Source organism: Streptosporangium oxazolinicum, from assembly GCF_039537505.1.
GTDB classification, from domain to species: Bacteria; Actinomycetota; Actinomycetes; order Streptosporangiales; family Streptosporangiaceae; genus Streptosporangium; species Streptosporangium oxazolinicum.
This window is the reverse complement of sequence record NZ_BAABAQ010000001.1, coordinates 441,243-462,330: the sequence shown is the minus strand read 5'-3', so window position 1 is coordinate 462,330 and position 21,088 is coordinate 441,243. Positions and strand designations below refer to the sequence as shown.

Annotated in this window: 18 protein-coding genes and 1 pseudogene; 12 read left to right on the top strand and 7 right to left on the bottom strand. The window is 69.9% G+C overall.

All coding sequences use genetic code 11. The features are described from left to right. Positions 1-179: 179 nt before the first annotated feature. Together ABD817_RS39520 and ABD817_RS02165 are read right to left on the bottom strand one after the other, a co-directional pair. Complete coding sequence (locus ABD817_RS39520) at positions 180-263, bottom strand: putative leader peptide (protein WP_425583263.1); 84 nt, start codon at positions 261-263, stop codon at positions 180-182. Between the two features lie 69 nt (positions 264-332). Next, positions 333-1,775, bottom strand: a complete 1,443-nt coding sequence (locus tag ABD817_RS02165) for a polysaccharide deacetylase family protein (protein WP_344914407.1) — start codon at positions 1,773-1,775, stop codon at positions 333-335. A gap of 460 nt (positions 1,776-2,235) precedes the next feature. Here ABD817_RS02165 and ABD817_RS02160 point away from each other — a divergent pair, with 460 nt between their 5' ends. From ABD817_RS02160 to ABD817_RS02140, 5 genes are all read left to right on the top strand, one after another. Next, positions 2,236-2,607 carry an NADH-quinone oxidoreductase subunit A gene (locus ABD817_RS02160; protein WP_344914405.1) on the top strand — a complete coding sequence of 124 codons (372 nt, stop codon included), beginning with the start codon at positions 2,236-2,238 and terminating at the stop codon, positions 2,605-2,607. Positions 2,608-2,664: 57 nt separating this feature from the next. Next, positions 2,665-3,162, top strand: coding sequence for an NADH-quinone oxidoreductase subunit B (locus ABD817_RS02155; protein ID WP_425583227.1), 498 nt, complete (start codon positions 2,665-2,667; stop codon positions 3,160-3,162). A 118-nt stretch (positions 3,163-3,280) separates the two neighbouring features. After that, positions 3,281-3,781, top strand: a complete 501-nt coding sequence (locus ABD817_RS02150) for an NADH-quinone oxidoreductase subunit C (RefSeq protein WP_344914403.1) — start codon at positions 3,281-3,283, stop codon at positions 3,779-3,781. A 78-nt stretch (positions 3,782-3,859) separates the two neighbouring features. Beyond that, entirely contained in the window at positions 3,860-4,822 is a 963-nt protein-coding gene (gene nuoH / locus ABD817_RS02145; RefSeq protein ID WP_486389316.1) for an NADH-quinone oxidoreductase subunit NuoH, read from the top strand. A gap of 114 nt (positions 4,823-4,936) precedes the next feature. Then, positions 4,937-5,875 (top strand): hypothetical protein, encoded by a 939-nt coding sequence (locus tag ABD817_RS02140; protein WP_344914401.1) that lies wholly within the window; start codon positions 4,937-4,939, stop codon positions 5,873-5,875. A 234-nt stretch (positions 5,876-6,109) separates the two neighbouring features. On the opposite strand, the gene ABD817_RS02135 is transcribed toward ABD817_RS02140, so the two are convergent. Then, positions 6,110-7,480 carry a serine/threonine-protein kinase gene (locus tag ABD817_RS02135; protein ID WP_344914399.1) on the bottom strand — a complete coding sequence of 457 codons (1,371 nt, stop codon included), beginning with the start codon at positions 7,478-7,480 and terminating at the stop codon, positions 6,110-6,112. A 254-nt stretch (positions 7,481-7,734) separates the two neighbouring features. Between ABD817_RS02135 and ABD817_RS02130 the strand changes: the two genes are divergently transcribed. From ABD817_RS02130 to htpX, 7 genes and pseudogenes are all read left to right on the top strand, one after another. Next, the gene (locus ABD817_RS02130) at positions 7,735-8,874 is read left to right on the top strand and encodes a NuoI/complex I 23 kDa subunit family protein (protein WP_344914397.1); all 1,140 of its coding nucleotides are present in this window, start codon (positions 7,735-7,737) and stop codon (positions 8,872-8,874) included. Beyond that, entirely contained in the window at positions 8,871-9,407 is a 537-nt protein-coding gene (locus ABD817_RS02125) for an NADH-quinone oxidoreductase subunit J family protein (RefSeq protein WP_344914395.1), read from the top strand. Before ABD817_RS02130 ends, ABD817_RS02125 begins: the two co-directional genes overlap by 4 nt. Before the next feature lies 1 nt (position 9,408). Beyond that, positions 9,409-9,711, top strand: a pseudogene (gene nuoK / locus ABD817_RS02120) (NADH-quinone oxidoreductase subunit NuoK); the annotation flags it as partial. 164 nt (positions 9,712-9,875) lie between these two features. Continuing rightward, on the top strand, positions 9,876-11,903 hold the full coding sequence (locus tag ABD817_RS02115) for an NADH-quinone oxidoreductase subunit 5 family protein (protein ID WP_344914393.1): 2,028 nt from the start codon (positions 9,876-9,878) through the stop codon (positions 11,901-11,903). Between the two features lie 318 nt (positions 11,904-12,221). After that, the gene (locus ABD817_RS02110) at positions 12,222-14,069 is read left to right on the top strand and encodes a complex I subunit 4 family protein (protein ID WP_344914391.1); all 1,848 of its coding nucleotides are present in this window, start codon (positions 12,222-12,224) and stop codon (positions 14,067-14,069) included. Beyond that, a complete protein-coding gene (locus ABD817_RS02105; protein ID WP_344914389.1) occupies positions 14,066-15,754 on the top strand; it encodes an NADH-quinone oxidoreductase subunit N in 1,689 nt (562 codons plus the stop codon). Before ABD817_RS02110 ends, ABD817_RS02105 begins: the two co-directional genes overlap by 4 nt. Positions 15,755-15,827: 73 nt before the next feature. Then, the gene (gene htpX / locus ABD817_RS02100) at positions 15,828-16,679 is read left to right on the top strand and encodes a zinc metalloprotease HtpX (protein ID WP_344914387.1); all 852 of its coding nucleotides are present in this window, start codon (positions 15,828-15,830) and stop codon (positions 16,677-16,679) included. A 42-nt stretch (positions 16,680-16,721) separates the two neighbouring features. Here the strand turns inward: htpX and ABD817_RS02095 are convergent, their stop codons facing one another. The 4 genes from ABD817_RS02095 to ABD817_RS02080 all read right to left on the bottom strand — a co-directional run bounded on the left by ABD817_RS02095 (position 16,722) and on the right by ABD817_RS02080 (position 21,002). Further along, positions 16,722-17,603 (bottom strand): WD40 repeat domain-containing protein, encoded by an 882-nt coding sequence (locus ABD817_RS02095; RefSeq protein WP_344914386.1) that lies wholly within the window; start codon positions 17,601-17,603, stop codon positions 16,722-16,724. Positions 17,604-17,814: 211 nt separating this feature from the next. Beyond that, a complete protein-coding gene (locus ABD817_RS02090) occupies positions 17,815-18,390 on the bottom strand; it encodes a pyridoxamine 5'-phosphate oxidase family protein (protein ID WP_344914384.1) in 576 nt (191 codons plus the stop codon). A 209-nt stretch (positions 18,391-18,599) separates the two neighbouring features. Beyond that, positions 18,600-19,889, bottom strand: coding sequence for a dicarboxylate/amino acid:cation symporter (locus ABD817_RS02085; RefSeq protein WP_344914382.1), 1,290 nt, complete (start codon positions 19,887-19,889; stop codon positions 18,600-18,602). A 585-nt stretch (positions 19,890-20,474) separates the two neighbouring features. Further along, on the bottom strand, positions 20,475-21,002 hold the full coding sequence (locus ABD817_RS02080; protein WP_344914380.1) for a MarR family winged helix-turn-helix transcriptional regulator: 528 nt from the start codon (positions 21,000-21,002) through the stop codon (positions 20,475-20,477). Between the last annotated feature and the right edge of the window lie 86 nt (positions 21,003-21,088).

Sequence of the window (21,088 nt, the reverse complement as noted above, 5' to 3'; positions counted from 1 at the left end):
CACATTCTTTTTTCCATGCTAGATCCTCGGGGTCACGCATAGTCTTTTCGCGTTCCACTCGGCGGAGGAAAGTGACCTTTGTCCCATATCCTTGGTAGTCGCTGAGTCGAATCTGAGTCGAAGCCTGGGCGCGGACGTCGCGCGTCGTGGCCGTCGTACGGCCTACGGAGAAGTCACGATCACGGACGGTAGGCCCGACACAGCCCGGCCGCGAGCCGACACAGGTCAACGTGCAGGCGGCCGAAGAAGACAGTTGGGATCACGATGCCCAACTATATGTCCCGCCACGAAGACGCTCTCATCGCCTCCGGCTATGGCCCCATAGCCCCAGGTTATGACATGGACTGCTTTTCCAGCGTGGCCGACACGGCTCCGGAGTCGTAAGTCCGGCCCGGTTCCATCGCGCGGGGACCATACAGTTCCGGGACGGTGACAAAGGTATAACCCTTGGCGGCGAGCCCGCGCAGGATCTCTGGGGCCGCCTTCACGGTCGCGCCGCGGAAGTCGTGCATGAGGACGATCGATCCCGGCCTGACCTGGGCGACGGTCCGGCGGGCGATCGCCCGGGGGTCGGAGTCGCGCTGGTCCTTGGCGTCCACGTTCCAGCGCACCACGGACATGCCCAGCCGGCCCGCGATGGAGGCCACCTGCACGTCGGTGACGCCGTACGGCGGGCGCATCAGCGTGGGGACCTGGCCGATCGCATGGGTGATCGCGTACTGCGCGCGGGTGAGCTGGTCGGCGAGCATGGTGGGGGGAAGCACGGTGAGGTCGCGGTGGGACCAGCTGTGGTTGGCCACCAGGTGGCCCTCGTCGCGCATCCGCCTGAGCATCTCGGGATGCGCGGAGGCGTTGGAGCCGAGGACGAAGAAGGTCGTCCTCGCCTTGTACGCGCCGAGGATGTCGAGCAGCCGCCCGGTCTCGGGGCCCGGCCCGTCCTCGTAGGTGAGCGCCACGCACTTGACCTTCGCGCAGTCCACGCCGCCCGCCCCGGAACTGCGCGCCGCGGGCTTGTCCCTGCTCGCCGCGAGCATGTCCTCCTGAGAGGTGAGGGTCGCGGTCCCCATGGCCGCCTGCCGCGCCCGCAGCCCGGTCGCCGACAGCAGCGGCGCCGCGGTCGCGGACGGTACGGCGACCGCCACCCGGCCGGCGACGCCCAGGCCCACCTGCTCGTCGTCGAACTCCACGACGAGGTCGCCGCGCGGGTTGAAACCGATGGAGTCGAACATCGCCGGGTCCGGCCTGAGCGCGTTGGGGTTCACCAGCGGCCCCCGCAGGGCCAGTTCCCTCCTGGCGAGCTCGGTCAGCGTGGCCAGCGCCGCGCCGTCCCTGAGCAGGTCGGGGGAGTTCAGGGCGCGCCGGCTCACCCGGTCGTACCAGACGGTGGTCCTGGACTCGCTCCAGCCGGAGCCCATGGACTGGCCGATGCGCAGCCGCACCCCCAGGACCTCGGCGGAGGCGGCGGCGAGCTGCCAGTCCACGTTGAACTCGGGGTTGGACAGGGCGTCGGAGGGGGCCTCGCGCCGGGTGAACAGGTCGAGACTCCTGGTCATCGTCCTGCGGAGCTTCTCGGTGAGGAGGGGGGCCTCGGCGACGGCGGGGTAGGTGGCGTGCACGCGCCGGCCCGTGGTCTCCTTCGCGCTCAGGGTTCTCGTGCTCAGGCCCTGGACCATGGAGGGGTCCACGTAGTTGATCAGCGTTGGCTCCGAGGGGACAGGGAGCTTCACGTGAGGGGAGGCGGTGGCCATGCTGCAACCGGCCAACGTCGCGGCCATCCAAGCGATTCCGCCGACGAATCGCATTTTATGCATAAAATAACGTTATATGGGCTTATGGCGTGTTTGCCCTGACTTGATGTGAAGTGGACGGAGGCTTTAGTCGTTCCGCGGCCGGTGGTTTCCCCGCGTGACGGGAAGGGCGGATACTGCTATAGGTAGGGCGGAGAGCCCCCGTACGGCAGGTCCGCGACCGTCCGGGCGGGGAGGTTCTCCGAGCGCGTCCGGCGTTCTCCGGAGTTTGTCCGTGCGGGCGTTCTCCGGGGCGTTCGTCCGGCGCTCCGCGGGGCTTTCGCGCGGTGGGTCCCGGAGCGGTCCGTGCGGCGTTCTTCGGAACGTCGGTGCGGCGGGTCCTGGGGCGTCGTGCGGCGTTCTTCGGAACGTCGGTGTGGCGGGTCCCGGGGCGTCCGTGTGGCGGTTCCGGGGGAGACTCGTGTGACGGTCCCGAGGGAGAGAGGCCATGAGCGGATATTTCAGCTCTTATGTGGTGGTCCTCGCGCTGTTCGCGATCGGCCTGCTGATCGTCGCCGGGGCACTGCTGGTCAACCGCGGACTCCGGCCCAACCGCCCCACCCCGGAGAAACTGCTCACCTACGAGTGCGGCGTCGACCCGGTCGGCGACGGCTGGGCGCAGTCCCAGATCCGCTACTACGTGTTCACCTACCTGTACGTGGTCTTCGCGGTGGACGCGGTCTTCCTGTTCCCCTGGGCGACGATCTTCGCCGCTCCAGGTTTCGGGGCGACCACCCTGGCCGAGATGTTCGTCTTCCTCGGTTTCATCGCGCTCGGCATCCTGTACGCCTGGCGCAAACGCGTGCTCACCTGGACCTGAGGGCCCGGCAGACCCGGGGCGAGCGCGAGCGCCGAACTCTGAAGGAGAATGCGTGCCATGGCGGATCTCCCGATGCCCACCGTGGGGCCGGTCTCGCGACTGGCTCCCAAACCCATGCGCTTCATCCTCAACTGGGGGCGCCGCTACTCGCTGTGGGCCTTCAACTTCGGCCTGGCCTGCTGCGCGATCGAGTTCATCGCGACCTCGATGAGCAGGCACGACTTCATCAGGTTCGGGGTCATCCCGTTCGCCAACGGTCCCCGGCAGGCGGATCTGATGATCGTCTCAGGCACGGTGACCGACAAGATGGCACCCGCGGTCAAGCGGCTCTACGAGCAGATGCCCGACCCGAAGTACGTGATCTCCTTCGGCGCCTGTTCCAACTCCGGCGGCCCGTACTGGGACTCCTACTGCGTGACCAAGGGCGTCGACCAGATCATCCCGGTCGACGTCTACGTCCCCGGCTGCCCTCCCCGCCCCGAGGCGCTGCTCCACGGCATCATGATGCTCCAGGAGAAGATCGCCGCGGAGAACCTGGGTGACCGCTATGTCTGACCTGCCCGAACCCACGTCTGGCGCCGTACCGGGTTCCGCGTCTGGCTCCGCGCACGGCTCCACGTCTGGCTCCGCGCCTGGTTCCGCGCCCGGTTTCGCGTACGGCGAGGGGGCCCGGGTGTCGGAGTCCTTCGGCCAGACCACGGTCGACGTGGATCCCGGCGACTGGCTCGGCCTGCTGGAGTCCGCCAGGGCCGGGGGCTACGAGTTCTTCGACTGGCTGACCGCGGTGGACGAGCCGCCGGAGGCGTTCGCGGTCGTCGCCCACCTCTTCGCCCCCGTCTCGCACGCCCACCTGCTGCTGCGCACCCGGGTGCCGCGCGCCGACCCCCGGCTGCCCAGCGCGGTCGGCGTCTTCCGCGGGGCCGACTGGCACGAGCGCGAGACCTTCGAGATGTTCGGCGTCGTCTTCGAGGGCCACCCGAACCTGGTGCCGCTGCTGCTCCCCGACGGCTTCGAGGGCTTCCCGCTGCGCAAGGACTTCGTGCTCGCCGCCCGGGTCGCCAAGGCCTGGCCGGGGGCGAAGGAGCCCGGGGAGTCGGGTCACGGCTCGCCGAGCCGCCGCAAGACGCTCCCGCCGGGGGTGCCCGCCGACTGGGGGCGCGAACGTGGCACCTGAGACACTCCGAAAGCCGTCCAGCGCCCCCGAGGCCCGTGGGATCCGTGATGGCCGGGGAGCTCCCCCGAGGGACCGGAGGTGCCCGTGATCGCCGAGGTGCTCGACGTCGCGGTACGGCTCGTCGTGATCGTCGCGGTCTTCCTGGTGCTGCCGCTGGTCGCCGGGCAGATGGAGCACAAGGTCATGGCGCACATGCAGGCGCGCCTCGGTCCCATGTACGCCGGGGGCTTCCACGGCTGGGCCCAGCTGATCGCCGACGGGGTCAAGTTCATGCAGAAGGAGCAGGTGATCCCGGCCGCCGCCGACCGCCGGGTCTTCACCCTGGCCCCCGGCGTGGCACTGATCCCCTATCTCCTGGTGATGGTCGTCATCCCGGTCGGACCCGGACTGGTCGGGGTCGACCTGGACGCCGGGCTGTTCTTCGTCCTCGCCGTGATGGGGGTCGGCGTGCTCGGCTCGATCATGGCCGGGTGGGCCTCGGGCAACAAGTACTCCGTCCTGGGCGGAATGCGCTCGGCGGCCCAGCTCATGGCGTACGAGCTGCCGCTGGTCCTCGCGGCCTCCAGCGTCGCGATGGCGGCGGGCACGCTCTCCCTGCCGGGCATCGTGGAGGCCTGGCAGTGGTGGTGGCTGCCCTGGCAGGCGATCGGCGGAGTGGTCTTCTTCGTCGCCGGGCTCGCCGAGCTCCGCCGCCCGCCGTTCGACATGCCGATCGCCGACTCCGAGCTCATCATGGGCCCGATGACCGAGTACACCGGCATGAGGTTCGCCCTGTTCATGCTGGCCGAGTACGCCGGGATCATCGTGGTGTCCGCGCTCACCAGCGTGCTGTTCCTCGGCGGCTGGCACGGCCCCTTCCTGCCGGGGCCGGTATGGATGCTCCTCAAGGTCTTCCTGCTGGTCTTCGTGATCATCTGGCTCCGGGTGAGCTATCCCCGCCTCCGCGAGGACCAGTTGCAGAAGCTCGCCTGGGTAGGCCTGGTGCCGCTGGCACTGGTCCAGCTCGCGCTGACGGGAGTCGTCGGTATCGCCATGGGGTGATACCGCTGTTTCGCGCCGTCCCGGCCGTCGTACGGGACGATCTGACGTTCGAAGCGCCCACGCAGGGCAGGGAGTAAATACACTCGGTGACACCACCTGCCAAGGACGGAACGCATGACCCTCGCGCTTGCCGTGGAAAAGGATGAACTGGTCGTCGATGTGCCGGAACATCCGCCGGTGCGGCTACCGCTCGCCGGGGAGGGCCGGGCGAGCACGTTGCTGATCTTCGGCTATCCCGGCAGGGGGAGGACGAGATACGGCCTGGCGGTGCTCGACGAGTCGGGCCTGGTCATGCTGGAGGCTCCGGGCTCCCGCTCGCAGAGGGCGGTGAAGACGTTCGCCGTGGACAACGGGCTGGAGTTCGAGTTCCGGGCGTTCGAGACGCCGCAGCGGGCCAGGGTCGCCCTCGCCCGCAGGTCGCCGAGGTGGCGCGCGGTGACCTGGCGCCGGGCGCCCGCGCCCCTGCCGCGCCTGCGCGTGCCCGGTGTGCGAAGCCTCAGGCCGCCGCTGGGCTCACCGAAGGTGTGGTGGCGCGAGCAGCTGCTGTACGTGCTCATGTGGGCGGTGCTCGCCTACGGGGCGGTCTTCGTGGCGCTCGTGCTCCTCAACCTGACCGAGACCCGCGCCGACGTCACCCGGGGGATGGGCCCGCTCGGGATCGCCGCCCTGGTGCTGGCCGCGCTGACGGTCGCCGGGGCCGTCGTCGTGGTCGGGGTCGGCCGCCGCAGGTCCCGCAACCAGACCGCCCAGGGGCGCGTGCTCAGGCGCCACGGCCAGCCGCACTGCCGCCTGGTGTTCGTCCACGGCCGCCTGCTGCTGGAGACCGCGCGCAGGACCCGCGAGCTGGACGCGTCCGAGCTGCTGCTGTACTCGGCGGAGTCCGGGGTGACGGGCCTGCTGGTCGGCGGGGAGCTGTTCCACCTGCCGGGACGCTGGGACGCCGTGGAGGTCGAGCGCTTCGCCACCGGGAACGGCCTGGAGCTCACGGTTCGCGCGCTGACCCGCGACGAGTACCTGGACCTGACGACGCGGGCGAAGGACGCGGTCCCCTAAGGTCTGTTTTGTGGTTCTTCACCGTTGCGAGGATCGTCCGGGTGGATGCCCCGCACGGTGGAGGAGGGGTCCATAACGGGGCTGTGGGCGACGACGACAACACCGCGGGGCGCCGCCTGGGCGACCGCGGTAGGCGGAAAAATCCACAAAACAGGCCCTGGAGCCGGAGCCGTACGGATTCGCCCGCAGGGTCTCCTCGGTCCTTTTCCGCGCGGCTGTCCGGCGTCGGGGGTTCTACTGCACGATCCGCAGCATGATGTCGGCGGCCGTGGGCCGGTTGCCCGGCTGTTTGTCCAGGCAGGCGGCGGCCAGCGGGCGCAGCGACCGGGGCAGGGCCGTCAGGTCCGGGTGGTGGTTGATCACCCGGTTCAGGATGGCGGGGATGGTGTCCTCCCCGAAGGCCACCCTTCCCGAGGCGGCGAAGATCATGGTCGCGGCCCAGCTGAACACGTCGGTCTCCGGGCCGATCGTCCTGCCCGCGAGCTGCTCGGGCGACATGTAGGCGGGGGTGCCCATGATGTTGCCCGACGTCGAGGTGACCTGGTCGAGGGCTCGGGCGATGCCGAAGTCGATGACGCGGGGGCCGTCGGCGCCGATCAGCACGTTGGCCGGTTTGAAGTCCCGGTGCACCACACCGGCCCGGTGGATCGCGGCCAGCGCGCCCGCCGTGGCCAGGGCCAGCCGGGTCAGGCCGTCCTCGTCGCGCGGGCCCCTGTCGCGGACCAGCTGCTCCAGGGAGTCGCCCTCCACGTACTCGCTGACGACGTACGCCTGGTCCTCGTTGATGTTCACGTCGAGCACCCGTGCCGTGGAGAACGTCGCCACCCTGCGCGTCGCCTCCACCTCCCGCAGGAAACGCTCCCTGACCACCTGGTTGCCGTTGAAGTGCTCGTGCAGCACCTTGATCGCGACTTTCTGCCCCTGCGGGTTCAGCGCGAGGTGAACCGTTCCCTGGCCGCCCTTCCCCAGGCTGCCGATCAGCCGGTACGGCCCCAGCCAGCCCTGCGGGGTGTGGGTGTTCTGGTTTTGCGAGGGGTAGGTGGGCTGGCCCTGGGTGTACTGGGGCGGCGCGTACCGCTCAGGACGGAGCTGGGGCTGGTACCCGCCGTGGTTCGGGGGCTCCGGGAGACGCGGCTGCGGTCGTTGCGCGGGCGGGTGCATCATCGAGGCCGCGGTGGGACCCGTCTGGTACGACGACATCCGGGGCGGGCCCTGGACGTGGCCGTAGCCGGGCGGCGGCCCGGGGTGGAACTCCTGGGACGGCCCCTGCCGGAAAACCGATCCCCTGAGGATCAGCGCGTGGCCCAGCCCGCCGATCCAGCCGCCGAACAGGCCGATCGTCCCGATGGTGTCCAGTACGACCGGGATGTTGTCGGAGCTCCCGTAGATCGCCGCGGCGACCATGAAGATGCCGATGCCGAGGCCGTAGAGGACGGCGGCGATGGCCAGCAACGGGCTCCGCAGCCGCCGCGCGGCGTGGCCGATGACGAACGGCGTCCCGACACCGCAGGTCAGCAGGGGTACCAACGCCCACACGACGCTCCATGCCGTGTTGGATCGCGCCGGTGGTCGCGACTGCCAGACCGGCCCGTACTGGTGGGACATGTGGCGAACAATACGATTTTTTCAGGATCTCCGCAGTCGCTTCGACGGTGAGCCGATGGTTGGAGGGCGGTTATCGAACACACAGTCTGTGGATAACTTCTGTGGATAACTCGATCCCTCGGGTGATTCCCTTGCCGTGACGGTCTCCTGGGCCCACGCATTCCCGAGCGCCCCGCTGTGCGCCATGATGTTGAGGTGTGGCACGGATACCAGGAGTGGGGTTGGCGAAGGGACTTTCCGTCACCCTTCGCCACATGCTGAGCAGGTCGGTGACCCAGCAGTACCCCGAAGTCCGGCCGGAGTTGCCCCCGAGGAGCAGGGGGGTGATCGCGCTGGTCGAGGAGAACTGCACGGTGTGCATGCTCTGTGCCCGCGAGTGCCCCGACTGGTGCATCTACATCGACTCCCACAAGGAGACCCTTCCGGCCCCGGAGGGCGGGCGACCCCGTGCCCGCAACATGCTCGACCGCTTCGCGATCGACTTCTCCCTGTGCATGTACTGCGGGATCTGCATCGAGGTCTGCCCCTTCGACGCGCTGTTCTGGTCCCCGGAGTTCGAGTACGCCGAAGGTGACATCCGTAACCTTCTCCACGAGAAGGACAAGCTGGCCGCCTGGGCGCAGACCGTTCCGCCACCTCCGGCCCACGAGCCCAACGCCGATCCGCCGAAGGAACTCGCGGCGGTCTCCCGCCCGGTGCGCCCCCGTCCCACCCCATCCGGACCCGCTCCCAGGCCCACTTCCGGGTCCGGGTCCGTACCCGAGGGCACTTCCGGGTCCGCTTCCGAGTCCGAGGGCACTTCCGAGTCCGGGGCCGGGCCTGGGGGCACTTCCGGGTCCGCTCCCCGGGCCGGGGCCGCTCCCGCTTCCGGAGGTGGGGCCGCTCCCAAGACCGCCTCCGCCTCCAAGCCCATCGCCGGGCCGGACCCCGGCGCCTCCCCGCCCGGCGCCTCGGCTTCCCCGTCCGATGCCTCGGCCTCCACGGCCGATTCCCCCTCCGGACCCGGTCTTCCGTCCGACCCCATCGCCGCTCCGGACGCTTTGGACGCTCCGGACCACGAGGACGCCGCGTCCGACGCCCCGTCTTCGCCGTCCGGCCCCCCGTCTTCGCAGCCTCCCCAGCCCGCCGCACCCGCTTTCGGCACTCCCGACGCGCCACCCGCGCGGCGCGGTCCACCGCCGGGTAGATCGTCCAGACCGGGCACCTCTGCGGGGCACGCGAGCGTCCGGGCCATCCGGCCGCCGGGTGCCCTTCCGAAGAAGGACGATCCGTCCACAGGTAGATCGTCCGTCGAGAAGTTATCCACAGGCGGGGACGGTGCGCCTCCGATGTCGGCCGCACCGGAGCAGAATGCTCCCGGGGATCCGAGCGGAGAGCCCGAGGAGGAGAAGTGACCGAGGTGCCGTCCTACCTGTCGCCGACCGGGCAGGAGATCGTCTTCCTTCTGCTGGGCGCGATGGCCGTCGGGTCGGCGCTGCTCGTCGTGACCACCAGGCAGCTTGTGCACGCGGCCCTGTGGCTGGTCGTCTGCTTCGGCGCGCTGGCCGGGTGCTATCTGGTGCTCACCGCCGAGTTCGTCGCCTGGGTCCAGGTGTTGATCTACGTCGGTGCGATCGTGGTCCTGCTCCTGTTCGGCATCATGCTCACCCGCGCGCCGATCGGCAGGAGCGCCGACCTCGACAGCCCGAACCGTCCGACCGCGGTCATCGTGGCGATCGCCACCGCGGCCGTGCTGGTCACCGTCGTCGTCGACGGCTTCCGCATGGCCTACGTCCCGCTTGAGCCCGGTGCCGGTTCGGCCAGTGAGCTCGGTGCCAGCATCTTCCGCAACTGGGTGCTCCCGTTCGAGGCGCTCTCGGTCCTGTTGCTCGCGGCTCTGATCGGCGCCATCGTCCTGTCCCGCACAGACATCCGCGGGAGGGACTGACGTGCACATCGTCTACCCCGCGGTCGTCTCGGCGCTGCTGTTCTCCATCGGCGTGTACGGGGTGCTCGCTCGCCGTAACACGATTCTCGTGCTGATGTCGGTCGAGCTCATGCTCAACGCCGTCAACCTCAACCTGGTCGCCTTCGACGTGTGGTTGCGCGACCGGCTGCACAGCGGGCAGGTTCTCACGCTGTTCGTCATCGTGATCGCCGCAGCCGAGGTCGGCCTCGGTCTCGCGATCATCCTCGCGCTCTACCGCAACCGCCGGACCGTCGACCTCGACCGCCTCCGTTCCCTGTCCGATCCGGCAGCCACCGGTTCCCGCGACACCAACACGGCCCCCACCGGCCCGCCCCTGTCCGACCCGGCCCACCCCGGACCGGCCACCACCGGTTCCCGCGAGGCCGACCTAGCCCATGTCGATCCCGCCCACGCCGACCCGGCAGCCGCCAGACCGGGTGACACGACATGATCACTATCGCCTCGCTCGTGATCCTGCTGCCCTTCCTCGCGGCGGCCACCGGGCTTCTCGGCTCCCGCTTTCCCCGGCGTTCGCGCAGCGTGCCACTCCCGGAGACCGGCGGCATCACCTCCAAGGCCGAAGCCTCCAAGGTCGGCGCCCCCAAAGCCAGCGCCCCCAAGGCCGACACCTCCGAGGGCAACAACACCGACACCGGCGCCAACCGCAGAGCCGCCTGGATCGCCGTGGTGCCCACCGCGATCTCCACGGCCCTGGCGATCTGGCTGGCCTACGCCACCTGGGCGGCCGGTGGGGACGTCATCGAGCCGTCAGCGCCGGTCGGGCCAGGGGCTCAGGGGGCGATCGAGGGGGTCACCGCGACGTTCACCGTCATCGAGACGGGCTCGGTGCCGATCTCGGTCGGGTTGCTGGTCGACGGCCTCGCCGCGTCGATCGCCGTGCTGGTCGGCGTGGTCGCGCTGGCCGTGCAGGTCTACTCCGTCGGCTACATGCGCGGCGACCGGCGCTACCCGTCCTACAGCTCCTTCATCAGCCTGTTCACCAGCGCCATGCTGCTGGTTGTCTACGCGGCGGACCTCATGGTCCTCTACGTGGGCTGGGAGATCATGGGCCTGTGCTCCTACCTGCTGGTCGGGCACTGGTGGGAAGACAGGGCCAACTCGCGAGCGGCGATCAAGGCGTTCCTCGTCACCCGGATCGGCGACGTCGGCTTCCTGTTCGGCATCTTCGTCCTCGGGACGGCGGCCGGAAGCTTCAAAATCGCCGACGTCATCGCCGGGGTTCCCCAGATGTCGTCCGGCACGCTCATCGCCGCCACCATGCTGCTGCTGGCCGGGGTGGCGGGAAAGAGCGCCCAGGTGCCGCTGCACGTCTGGCTCCCCGACGCGATGGCAGGACCGACACCGATCAGCGCCCTCATCCACGCGGCCACCATGGTCGCCGCGGGCATCTTCGTCGTCGCCCGGCTCTACCCGGTCTTCCTCGGTGCCCGCCCCACCCTGGACGTCCTCGCGGTCCTGGCCGCCCTCGGCATGCTCGGCGCGGCCCTCGCCGCCCTGGCCCAGGACGACCTCAAACGCGTCCTCGCCTACTCCACGATCAGCCAGCTCGCCTACATGGCCGGTGCCCTGGCCGCCGGGTCACGGAGCGCCGCGATCTTCCACCTGATCACCCACGGCGCTTTCAAGGCACTTCTCTTCCTCTGTGCCGGAGCGGTGATCCACGCGGTCGGTTCCAATTTGATGAGCACGATGGGGGGCCTCAGAAGGCAGCTTCCCATCACCTTCGCCGCGATGACGATCGGCTTCGCCGCACTGATGGGCCTGCCTCCGGCCAGCGGTTTCTTCAGCAAGGACGAGGTGCTGGTGGCCATCGAGCGTTCCCTGTCCTCGGGGCCGCTGACCGGCGTCGCGGCCCTGCTGCTCTACGGCTGCGCGCTCGCCACGGTCGCGGTGACCGGTGCCTACGCCACCCGTGCGTGGCTGCGCACCTTCTTCGGGCAGCGTGCCCCCCGGCCCGAGCCCGCGTCCGGTGCGTCTCGCACCATTCACAGCGTTCACGAGGCTCCGGCCACCATGCGCTGGCCTATTCTCGTCCTGGCCGTCCCCGCCCTGCTCCTCGGTTTCGCCCGTGTCGGCGACGTCCACTGGGGCACCGCCGCCCTCAGTCTCGCGGTGGCACTGCTGGGTGCGGGGGTTGTCTACGCCGTGTGGCGCTCCGGCCCTCTGGACGACCCGGCCCGCCTGCTCGGCCCCCTCCGGGGCCCCTGCGAGCGCGCCTTCTACGCCGACTCCCTCTACACCGGGATATTCGTCCGGCCTGTGCTGTTCGTCGCGGGTCTCGTCGCCCGCACCGACAGCCGCGTGGTGGACGGCGCCGTGCGCGGCTCGGGCCAGGCGACCCTGGGCCTGGCGGGCCTGGTCCGCCTGGTGCAGAACGGCAACGCCCAGCTCTACATCACCGGCCTGCTGGCCGGAGTCCTCCTGATCGTGGCCGGGGCGGTGATTCTGAGATGATCTCTCTGCTGTTCTGGGGCGTCGTGGCCCTCGTCGTGTTGCTCCTCATCCGTCTGGCGGTGACGCGCCGTTGACCTCCCCTCCGCGACCGAACACAGGGCCGAATCCCACATCGACCATGACGCCGATGCCGACATCGACCACGGGACCGACACCGACCACAGGGCCGACACCGAACCCGACACCGACCACGGGGCCGAGCCAGGCACCGGACACAGGGCTGGACACAGAGCTGGACACGAAGCCGGACGCGAGGCTGAGGCCAACGCCGGACACAGGGGCGAGCCCGGGGCCTGACTCCTGCGAGGTGGCCACACCATGAGCTGGGTGCTGATCGCGCTCCTCGGCGTGCCGCTCGCCGGAGCCGCCGCGCTGCTCGTCCCGTCCGGAGCGGACGGCACGGCCGGGAGGCGGCTGCTCAGGGTGCACGGCCTGGTCGTCTCCGGGCTCACGTTCGCGCTGTCGGTGCTGCTGGCCGCCGCGTTCGACTACGGAGACGCCGCCCGGCTGCAGTTCGTGACCGACCTGGCCTGGGTCCCCGGCCTCGACCTCAGGTTCCACCTCGGCGTGGACGGGATCTCACTGCCGCTGGTCGTGCTGACCACGCTGCTGACCTTCCTCTGCTTCGTCTACCTGTGCCGGGGCCGTGCCGACGGCCCCGGACAGTTACTGGGGCCCCGGCCCGGCGGCAACCGGCCACGGGCGCTGATCTTCACCCTGCTCATCCTCGAAGTGGGCATGATCGGCACGTTCCTCGCGCTCGACCTGCTGCTGTTCTTCGTGTTCTTCGAGGTCGTCCTCATCCCGATGTACTTCGTGATCGCCGTCTGGGGTGGGCGTGCCCGCCGAGCGGCGGCGATCAAGTTCATCCTCTACACCCTGCTCGGCTCGGTGGTCCTCCTGCTCGGCCTGCTGCTCATCTGGTCGCAGACCGGCACCCTGGACATGACCGCCCTCGCGCGGGCACGGGGGACGGGCATGTCCCCCCCGGTGCAGATCCTCGCCTTCCTGGCCGTCGGCATCGGTTTCGCGGTCAAGACCCCGATGTGGCCGCTGCACACCTGGCTGCCCGACGCCCACACCGAGGCGCCGACCGTCGGCTCGGTGCTCCTGGCGGGCGTGCTGCTCAAGATGGGCACGTACGGCTTCGTCCGCGTCGCGATCCCGATCCTGCCCGACGGCGCCGCCGCGATGGCCCCCTGGCTCGGGGCCTTCGCGGTGATCGGCATCGTCTACGGCTCGCTGGCCTGTCTCGCCCAGCGCGATCTCAAGAGGATGATCGCCTACTCCTCGGTCGGTCACATGGGTTTCGTGCTCCTGGGCTTCGCCACGCTCACCCCGGCCGGAGTCAACGGCGCCCTGTTCGGCAACATCGCCCACGGCCTCATCACCGCCCTGCTGTTCTTCGTCGCTGGAGCGATCAAGGAACGCTACGGCACCTCCGACATGCCCGCCCTCGGCGGTGGCATGCTGACCCGCCTTCCCCACCTCGCCTCCCTGCTCACCTTCGCCTGCGTCGCCTCGCTCGGACTGCCGGGACTTGCGGGCTTCTGGGGTGAGATGCTGGCCCTCCTCGGTGCCTTCGAACCGGCCGCGGGCCTGTCCCGCCCCCTCTACCTGACCTTCATGGCCCTCGGAGGTCTCGGTACGGTGCTGACCGCCGCCTACTTCCTGCTCATGCTCTCCCGCGTCACCCACGGCCGGGGCACCGAGACCGTTCACGTCCCGGTCCTGGCCGCGGTCACCGCGGGAGGCCTCCCCTCCACGGGCCCGACCGGGGAGGAGGGTGACCACGAGGGGGGAGCCCCCACCTCCGAGGCACCCGTCGGTGGGAAAGAGGCGCCCGGCGGCGAGGGCGACGCCTCCCCTCCGGCGGCGACGCCGGGAACGCCTTCGGAGACGACGCCAACGGTGACGCCGGGGACGCCTTCGGCGGCGGCCTCGGAGACGACGCCGACGGTGGTCTCGGGCACGGCTTCGCGAGTGACCTCGGGCACGGCCTCGGGGGCGACGAGCGCGAGCAGGCCGCGCATGCCCGACGTCATGGGCTACGAACTGGCCGCCTGGGTGCCGTTGATCGCGCTGATCCTGCTGTTCGGGCTCTGGCCCAAGGCGCTTCTCCTTCTCACCGATCCGGTGGTCCGGACCCTGGTGGGCGCGCCGTGATCCAGTCGATCGACTACTACGCGGTCGCGCCGCCCCTGATCCTCGCCCTCACCGCCGGGCTCGTGCTGCTCCTGGACGCCTTCCTGCCCCGCAGGCCGTACGTCCGGACGGCACTCGGCGCGGTCACGCTGGCCGGGGTGATCGGCGCCCTGGCGGTGGTGGTCTCCCAGGCCGTACGCGCCGGAGAGCCGCTGAGAACGTTCTGCGTTCCGGAGGGGCTGCTCGGCTCCCCCCACGCGGTGATCGGTGCCATCGTCCCCCCGGTCACCGGGCCGACGGCGCCCACGGCCGCCGTGGCGCCGTGCTCGTTCGTGGTCGACGACTTCACGCTGGTCTTCGCGGGGCTCGCGCTGGTCGCCGGGATCGTCGTGGTGCTGCTGTCGGCGGCCGAACTCTCCTCCGGGGACATCCCCGTCGGAGAGTGGTACTTCCTGCTGCTCTGCACGCTGGCGGGTGCCGTCGCCCTGCCCGCCTCCCGTGACCTGATCATGCTGGTGGTGGCGCTGGAGCTCGTCTCGCTGCCGGTGTTCGCGCTCACCGCGCTCAGGCGTTACGACGGCCGGAGCTCCGAGGCGGCGGTCAAGCTCTTCCTGGTCTCCGTGGTCTCCACGGCGGTGATGCTCTTCGGGGTCTCCCTGCTGTACGGGACGACCGGCACCGTCTACCTCGACCGCATCGCCCACGTCCTGCGACAGGACGCCCCCGCCACCGGTCTCGGACCCGGCCAGGGAGGCATCGGCGACGACAGCGCCTACGAGTCCGTGCTGCGGATCGGCTACGACCTGCCCGCCGTGGTCACCGTGGCCGTGGTCCTGGTCCTCGCCGGGTTCGCCTTCAAGATCGCGGCGGTGCCGTTCCACGCGTGGGCGGGCGACGTCTACCAGGGTGCTCCCGTCCCCGTCGCGGCCCTGCTGTCCGTCATCTCCAAGGCGGCGGGATTCGCCGGGCTGATCCTCGTCCTGGTCGTCGCCCTGGGCGGACAGGGGGCCACCTGGGTCCCGCTGATCGCGATCCTCGCCGCGCTGACCATGACCGTGGGCAACCTCCTGGCCATGCGCCAGCGCCACGCCGTGCGGCTGCTCGCCTGGTCGTCCGTCGCGCAGTCGGGCTACATCCTCGCTCCCCTCGGCGTCGGGAACGGCGAGGCGATGAACGCCTCTGTCGCCTACCTGGTCTTCTACGCGGCGATGAACCTCGGGGCGTTCGCCGTGGTCACGCTGGTGTCGAGGCGGTCGGGCGGGGGAGAGCTGGACGACTACCGGGGCCTCGCGTTCCGGAGCCCGGCCGCCGGGCTGGTGCTGGCCTTCTCCCTGATCTGCCTGGCGGGCCTGCCCCCGGGGCTGGCCGGGCTCTTCGCCAAGATCGTGGTGTTCCGGGAGATCCTCGGCGGAGGCGGTGGCTGGCTGGCCGCCGTCATGGCGGTCAACACGGTCGTGGGCCTCTACTACTACGTCGCCTGGGTCGTACGGATCTTCACGCCGGTGCCGGTGACCGAAAGCACCGTGACCGGGGGGGCCATATCGGGAAGCACCGTGACCGGGAGTGTGGAAACGGGCGGCAGGGGTGCCGGATGGATACCCGCGAGTGTGGCGGTCGCGGTGGCGGCGATCGTCGCGATCGCGTTCTCGGTCGCCCCCCAGCTGGCCCTCGACCTCGTCCCCGCGGCACTCATCGCCGCGCGCTGAGCCGCCCGGGAACGTTCGACCTGGCCGAAGACGTTGTCACAGGTGAGTCAGCATCAACCGAGAGGGGGGTGTAGTGCATCACAACGGTCTGCGTACCGCGGTCCTTCTCGGCGCACTATCTGCGGTGATCATCGCGGTGGGGGCGTGGTTCGGAGGCGGCGTCGGCGTGCAGATCGCGGTCCTGGTCGCGCTGGCGACCAGCGGTGTCGCCTACTTCTTCTCCGACCGCATCGCGCTGTCCGCCATGCGTGCCCGGCCGGTGGGCGAGGTCGAGCAACCGCTCCTCTACCGGATCGTGCGCGAGCTCTCCACCGAGGCGCGTCAGCCCATGCCCCGGCTCTACGTCTCGCCGACCATGCAGCCCAACGCCTTCGCGACGGGGCGCAACCCCCGCAACGCCGCGGTCTGCGTGACCTACGGGATCACCCAGATCCTCGACGAGCGTGAGCTGCGCGGAGTCATCGGGCACGAGCTCTCCCACGTCTACAACCGCGACATCCTGATCTCCTCGGTGGCCGGCGCGCTCGCCACCATGATCACGTACCTGGGCTACGCCGGGCTGTTCTTCGGCGGCGGGGACGACGACGAGGGCCCCGGGTTCATCGGAGCGCTCCTCATGATCGTGCTTGGCCCGGTCGCGGCCGGAATGATCCAGATGGCCATCTCCCGCTCCCGCGAATACCAGGCGGACGAGTCCGGTGCCCGGCTGACGGGCGATCCGCTCGCCCTCGCCTCGGCACTGAGGAAGATCGAGATGGGCACCCGTCAGCTGCCCCTTCCGGAGAACGGCAGGATCGCCTCCGCCTCCCACCTGATGATCGCCAACCCCTTCCGCGGCGCCGGGATCGGCAGGATGTTCTCCACCCACCCGCCCACCGCCGAGCGCGTCGCCCGCCTGGAGCGCATGGCCGGCTACCGCCGCTGACCCCGCCCCCCGTCCTGGCGGGCCTCCACGGCCCGCGACGGTTCAGGGAGTCAGCCCGGTGACGATCGGGTTGTAGACGGATCCGGGCACGACGAAGCCACCCACCCGCTCCATCCCGCCCGACTCCTGGTCGACCCGATACCAGGTGTAGCGAGCGCCTCCCCCCTTCCTGATCCTGCGCGGGACGACCGTCTGCAGGTCGAGGAGGCCCTCGCCGTTCCAGCGCATCCGGGTCGGAGTCCTGTCCACGGGCACGGCGATGGGGGCGCGCCTGGGGATGCCGCCGGTGGGCACGTCCCACAGGCGGATCCCCGCGTCACGTGCCGTGAAGTGGGCGACGACCTCGCCGTCCGGGCCGAGCGCGCCCCCCACCGGGACGCGTCCCCGCTCGGCGAAGGGCGACACCGAGTAGATCCCCGCCTGGAACGTGTCATCCACCACGAGTACGAAATTCGCGTCAGGGCTGAAACTCCACGGCCGCAGTCCGGGCGGCACCGGGATGCTCTCCCCGCTGTACGTGTCCAGGATCCAGTGCTCCCCGCCGAGGCCCAGCACCGCGTACCGCCCGCCGGGGGAGAGTTCGACCCGTGCCGTGCGCATGGCGTTCGACCACGTCACCCCCGGCACCGCGCGCACCTCGCCGGTGGACATCTCCCGCACCACCAGCGCCCCGCCCTCCAACTGGAAGTACGCGACATACCTGCCGTTCGGTGACAGGGCCAGCGGTGCTCGTTGCCTGCGCACGGAGAACACCCGGGCTTCGGGGAGGGCGACCACCCGGCCACCGCGCACCCAGAGTTTCCACGGAGCGCAGACGCACCCGTCGAGTCCCGCGTACCGGACCGGTGGTCTCGCGCCCCCGGCCTCCGCGGGGACGCCCGCCGCCCCCATGACCACGGCGATCGCGCCGACGCAAACGCTCAAGCGGCAGAACCACCCCACCGAGGCCCCCTGACTCTTCCGGGACATCCGGGGGGCGTCCGTCACGTACGGGCTACTGTACGCCTCGGGGAGGGCCGGTCGGCGGTGCCGCCGTGAGTGTCATCCGGCCGCGGCGGGGAGCGGGAACCCCTCCGGAGCAGGGCGAACGGACCGGCCCTCGCGAGGGCCGGTCCCGGCTGGGACGGCCGCCTCCTCAGGAGTGCTGCGTGACCGGGTCGGTCTCCTCCGCGGAGAGGCCGGGGATGCCGTCGATGCTCTCGCGGTTCTTCTGTGCACGGTAGGTGCGCCGCTGCTGGACGTCCTTGCGTCCCGCCCACTCGTCTAGCAGCGTCCGGTCCTTGTCGAAGGACATGAACGGCACCGAGAAACCGCAGGAATCGGAGATCCGGTCACAGTCGACGACGATGATCGACCGTACGCCCGGATGCGGTCCGAAATTCTTGATCAGTGTCGCGAAGTCGGGGTTCTCCGGTACGACGACCCGGCCGGTGCCGTACAGGCGGAGGATGTTGGGAGGGCCGGAGAAGGCGCAGAACATGACCGTGATGCGGCCGTTCTGGCGGAGGTGCGCGATCGTCTCCACCCCGCTGCCGTCCAGGTCCAGGTAGGCGACGGTGGTGTCGTCGAGAACGGCGAAGGTGTCGGCGTATCCCTTGGGGGACATGTTGACGTGGCCGCCCTGCTCGGGGGCCGTGGCCACGAAATAGACCGGCTGCGCTCCGATGAACTCACGCAGCCGGTTGTCGATCCTGTCGTGAAGTTTCCCCATGTAAAGGACGATAGTTCTTTGTCGTTCGCCGGTCGGCACCGCGTCCGGCACTCGCCTCCGATCGGGAGGACGACCTCGCCCGGGCCTTTATCAAGGGGTCGGGAATCCAGACGGCCCTCGAACATGACAGGACGGGGCGGCCCCCGCGCGGGCCGCCCCGTCCTCTCCCTCAGGTCCCTCGGGTCCCTCGGGTGGGAACGTTGTGCGACCTACGCGATCGCCGGTTCGCCCGAGAGGCGCGGCGTGCTCACCGGAGCCTCGTCGAGCGGCTGCGGGGGAGCGTTGAGCACCGCCTCGTCGAGACGGCCCTCGCCACGGGCGACGAGGACCGGCACCACGATCTGTCCCGCGACGTTGGTCGCGGTGCGGATCATGTCGAGGATCGGGTCGATGGCCAGCAGCAGGCCGACGCCTTCGAGCGGCAGGCCCAGCGTGCTCAGCGTCAGCGTGAGCATCACGATCGCGCCGGTCAGACCGGCCGTCGCGGCCGAGCCGACCACGGAGACGAACGCGATCAGCAGGTACTCGCCGATCCCCAGCGGGACGTTGAACACCTGCGCCACGAAGATCGCCGCCAGCGCCGGGTAGATCGAGGCGCAACCGTCCATCTTGGTGGTCGCGCCGAACGGCACGGCGAAGGAGGCGTAGTCGCGGTCGACGCCCAGACGCTCGATCGTGACCTTCTGCGTCAGCGGCAGCGTGCCGACCGAGGAACGGGAGACGAAGGCGAGCTCGATCGCGGGCCACGCGTTGCGGAAGAACGTGATCGGGTTGACCTTGCCGACCAGCGCGAGCAGTGCCGGGTAGACGGCCAGCAGGACGATGAAGCAGCCGACGTAGACGCCGAGGGTGAGCTTGGCCAGCGGCGCGAGCAGGTCCCATCCGTACGTGGCGACTGACTTGCCGATCAGGCCGGCGGTCCCGATGGGGGCCAGGCGGATGACCCACCACAGCGCCTTCTGGACCAGTTCGAGGATCGAGCGGCTGACGTCGAGGAACGGCTCGGCCTTCTCGCCGATCGCGAGGGCCGCCGCGCCGAGGACGATCCCCAGGAAGACGATCTGGAGGACGTTGAGCTCGGTGAACGCCGTCACGATGTTCGTCGGGATGATGCCGGTGAGGAAGTCGACCCACGTGCCGACGTTCTCGGGCGCCTTCGCGCCCGCCGTGTTCAGGGTGACGCCCTGGCCGGGGTTGATGATCAGGCCGAGACCGATGCCGACGATGACGGCGATCAGCGCGGTGGCCAGGAACCAGAACAGCGTCTTGCCCGCCAACCTGGCCGCGCCGTTGACGTTGCGGAGATTGGCGACGCTGACCACCACGGCGGTGAACACCAGCGGCGGTACCGCCAGCTTGAGCAGCTGGACGAAGATTTTCCCGACTTCGGTGAGGGTGGTGGCGAGCCAGGCGAGGTCCCAGACGCGGGCGGCGAAGCCGAGGGCCACGCCCACGACCAGGCCCAGCAGCAACTGCAGGGAGAAAGAGAATCTCTTCACGATGAGGAGGGCTCCGAAAGATGGCATGCCGAAAAGGGCATGCGAAAGAGAGGTGATGAGAGGTGAGGGATCGAGCGCTCGTCAGAGCGCGATCGACGACGGGTTCGTCAGGGCGCGATCAGCGACAGAGGGAGCCGGTCAGACGGCAGAGATTGACGTGCAGCCGCCCAACGAGCCACACAAACAGGACGTAAAACCTCACAGGATGAGTAAGCAGTAGTGAACGGGACAGCATTCCGACTGTAAGAGTGATCTGCCTCTCAAATCAAGACTTTTCCGACTGGAAGTAAAGGGATTGGGTTGCGGGACGGCGCCGACGCGCGTCGTACCGCAGAGATGCGGCCTGGTCAGGACGGGCGGATCCAGGTCGGGCGCGTCCCGGAGACGGCTGTCCTGAAGGGCGATTCGGGCGAGCGGCGCGAAGACGTCGGCTCCCCTGGTGGTTTCGACGCCGACCGGCGTCGGCGGGCTCCCGTCAGCGGACTCCCAGGCGTACGGCGGCGTCGCCAGCCGTTCGGCGATTCGCCGGACCGTGCCGCCCGCCTTCGCCGAGCCTCGGCGCCGGGCCGGGCGCGGGACTCCGGTTCACGTCCGCGTCGGGCCGGAACGGCGATTGCGAGGAGCGGCGGAACGGGGTGGCTGGGCGCGCATGTGGTCGCGGACGCGGGTCATGATGTCGCCGAGGTGGTGCAGGTCCTCGTCGGTCAGGGGGTCGAACAGCAGGCTGTGGCAGACCTGGATGTGACCGGGCAGGACGCGGTCCAGGAGGGCCCGGCCGTTTTCGGTGATGGTGACCAGGGTGGCGCGCTCGTCGTTGGGGCAGGGGCCACGGGTGATGAGACCGGCCTTTTCCAGCAGGCCGGCCTGGTAGGTCAGGCCACTACGGCTGTAGACGACGCCGTCGGCCAACTGCGTCATGGTCAGGTGACCGGGCGCGTGGGCGAGGCGGGCCAGAAGCTGGAACTGCACGTAGCTGATGTCACCCTCGGTGCGTAGCTGCTGTTCGACCTGGTGCTGGAGCAGGCTGACGGCTTCCATGAGCGCGAAGTAGGCCCCCAGCTGCCGGGGATCGAGCGCCTGACCATCGGCAGGGGTGGGGTGGGTGTCCGTCATCCCTCCACCGTATATGTTCGAATTCAAAGCACTGTGACGAAGGTCACTCGCGCGACGGGTATTGCTTTGAAGTTGAAGCAGGTTAC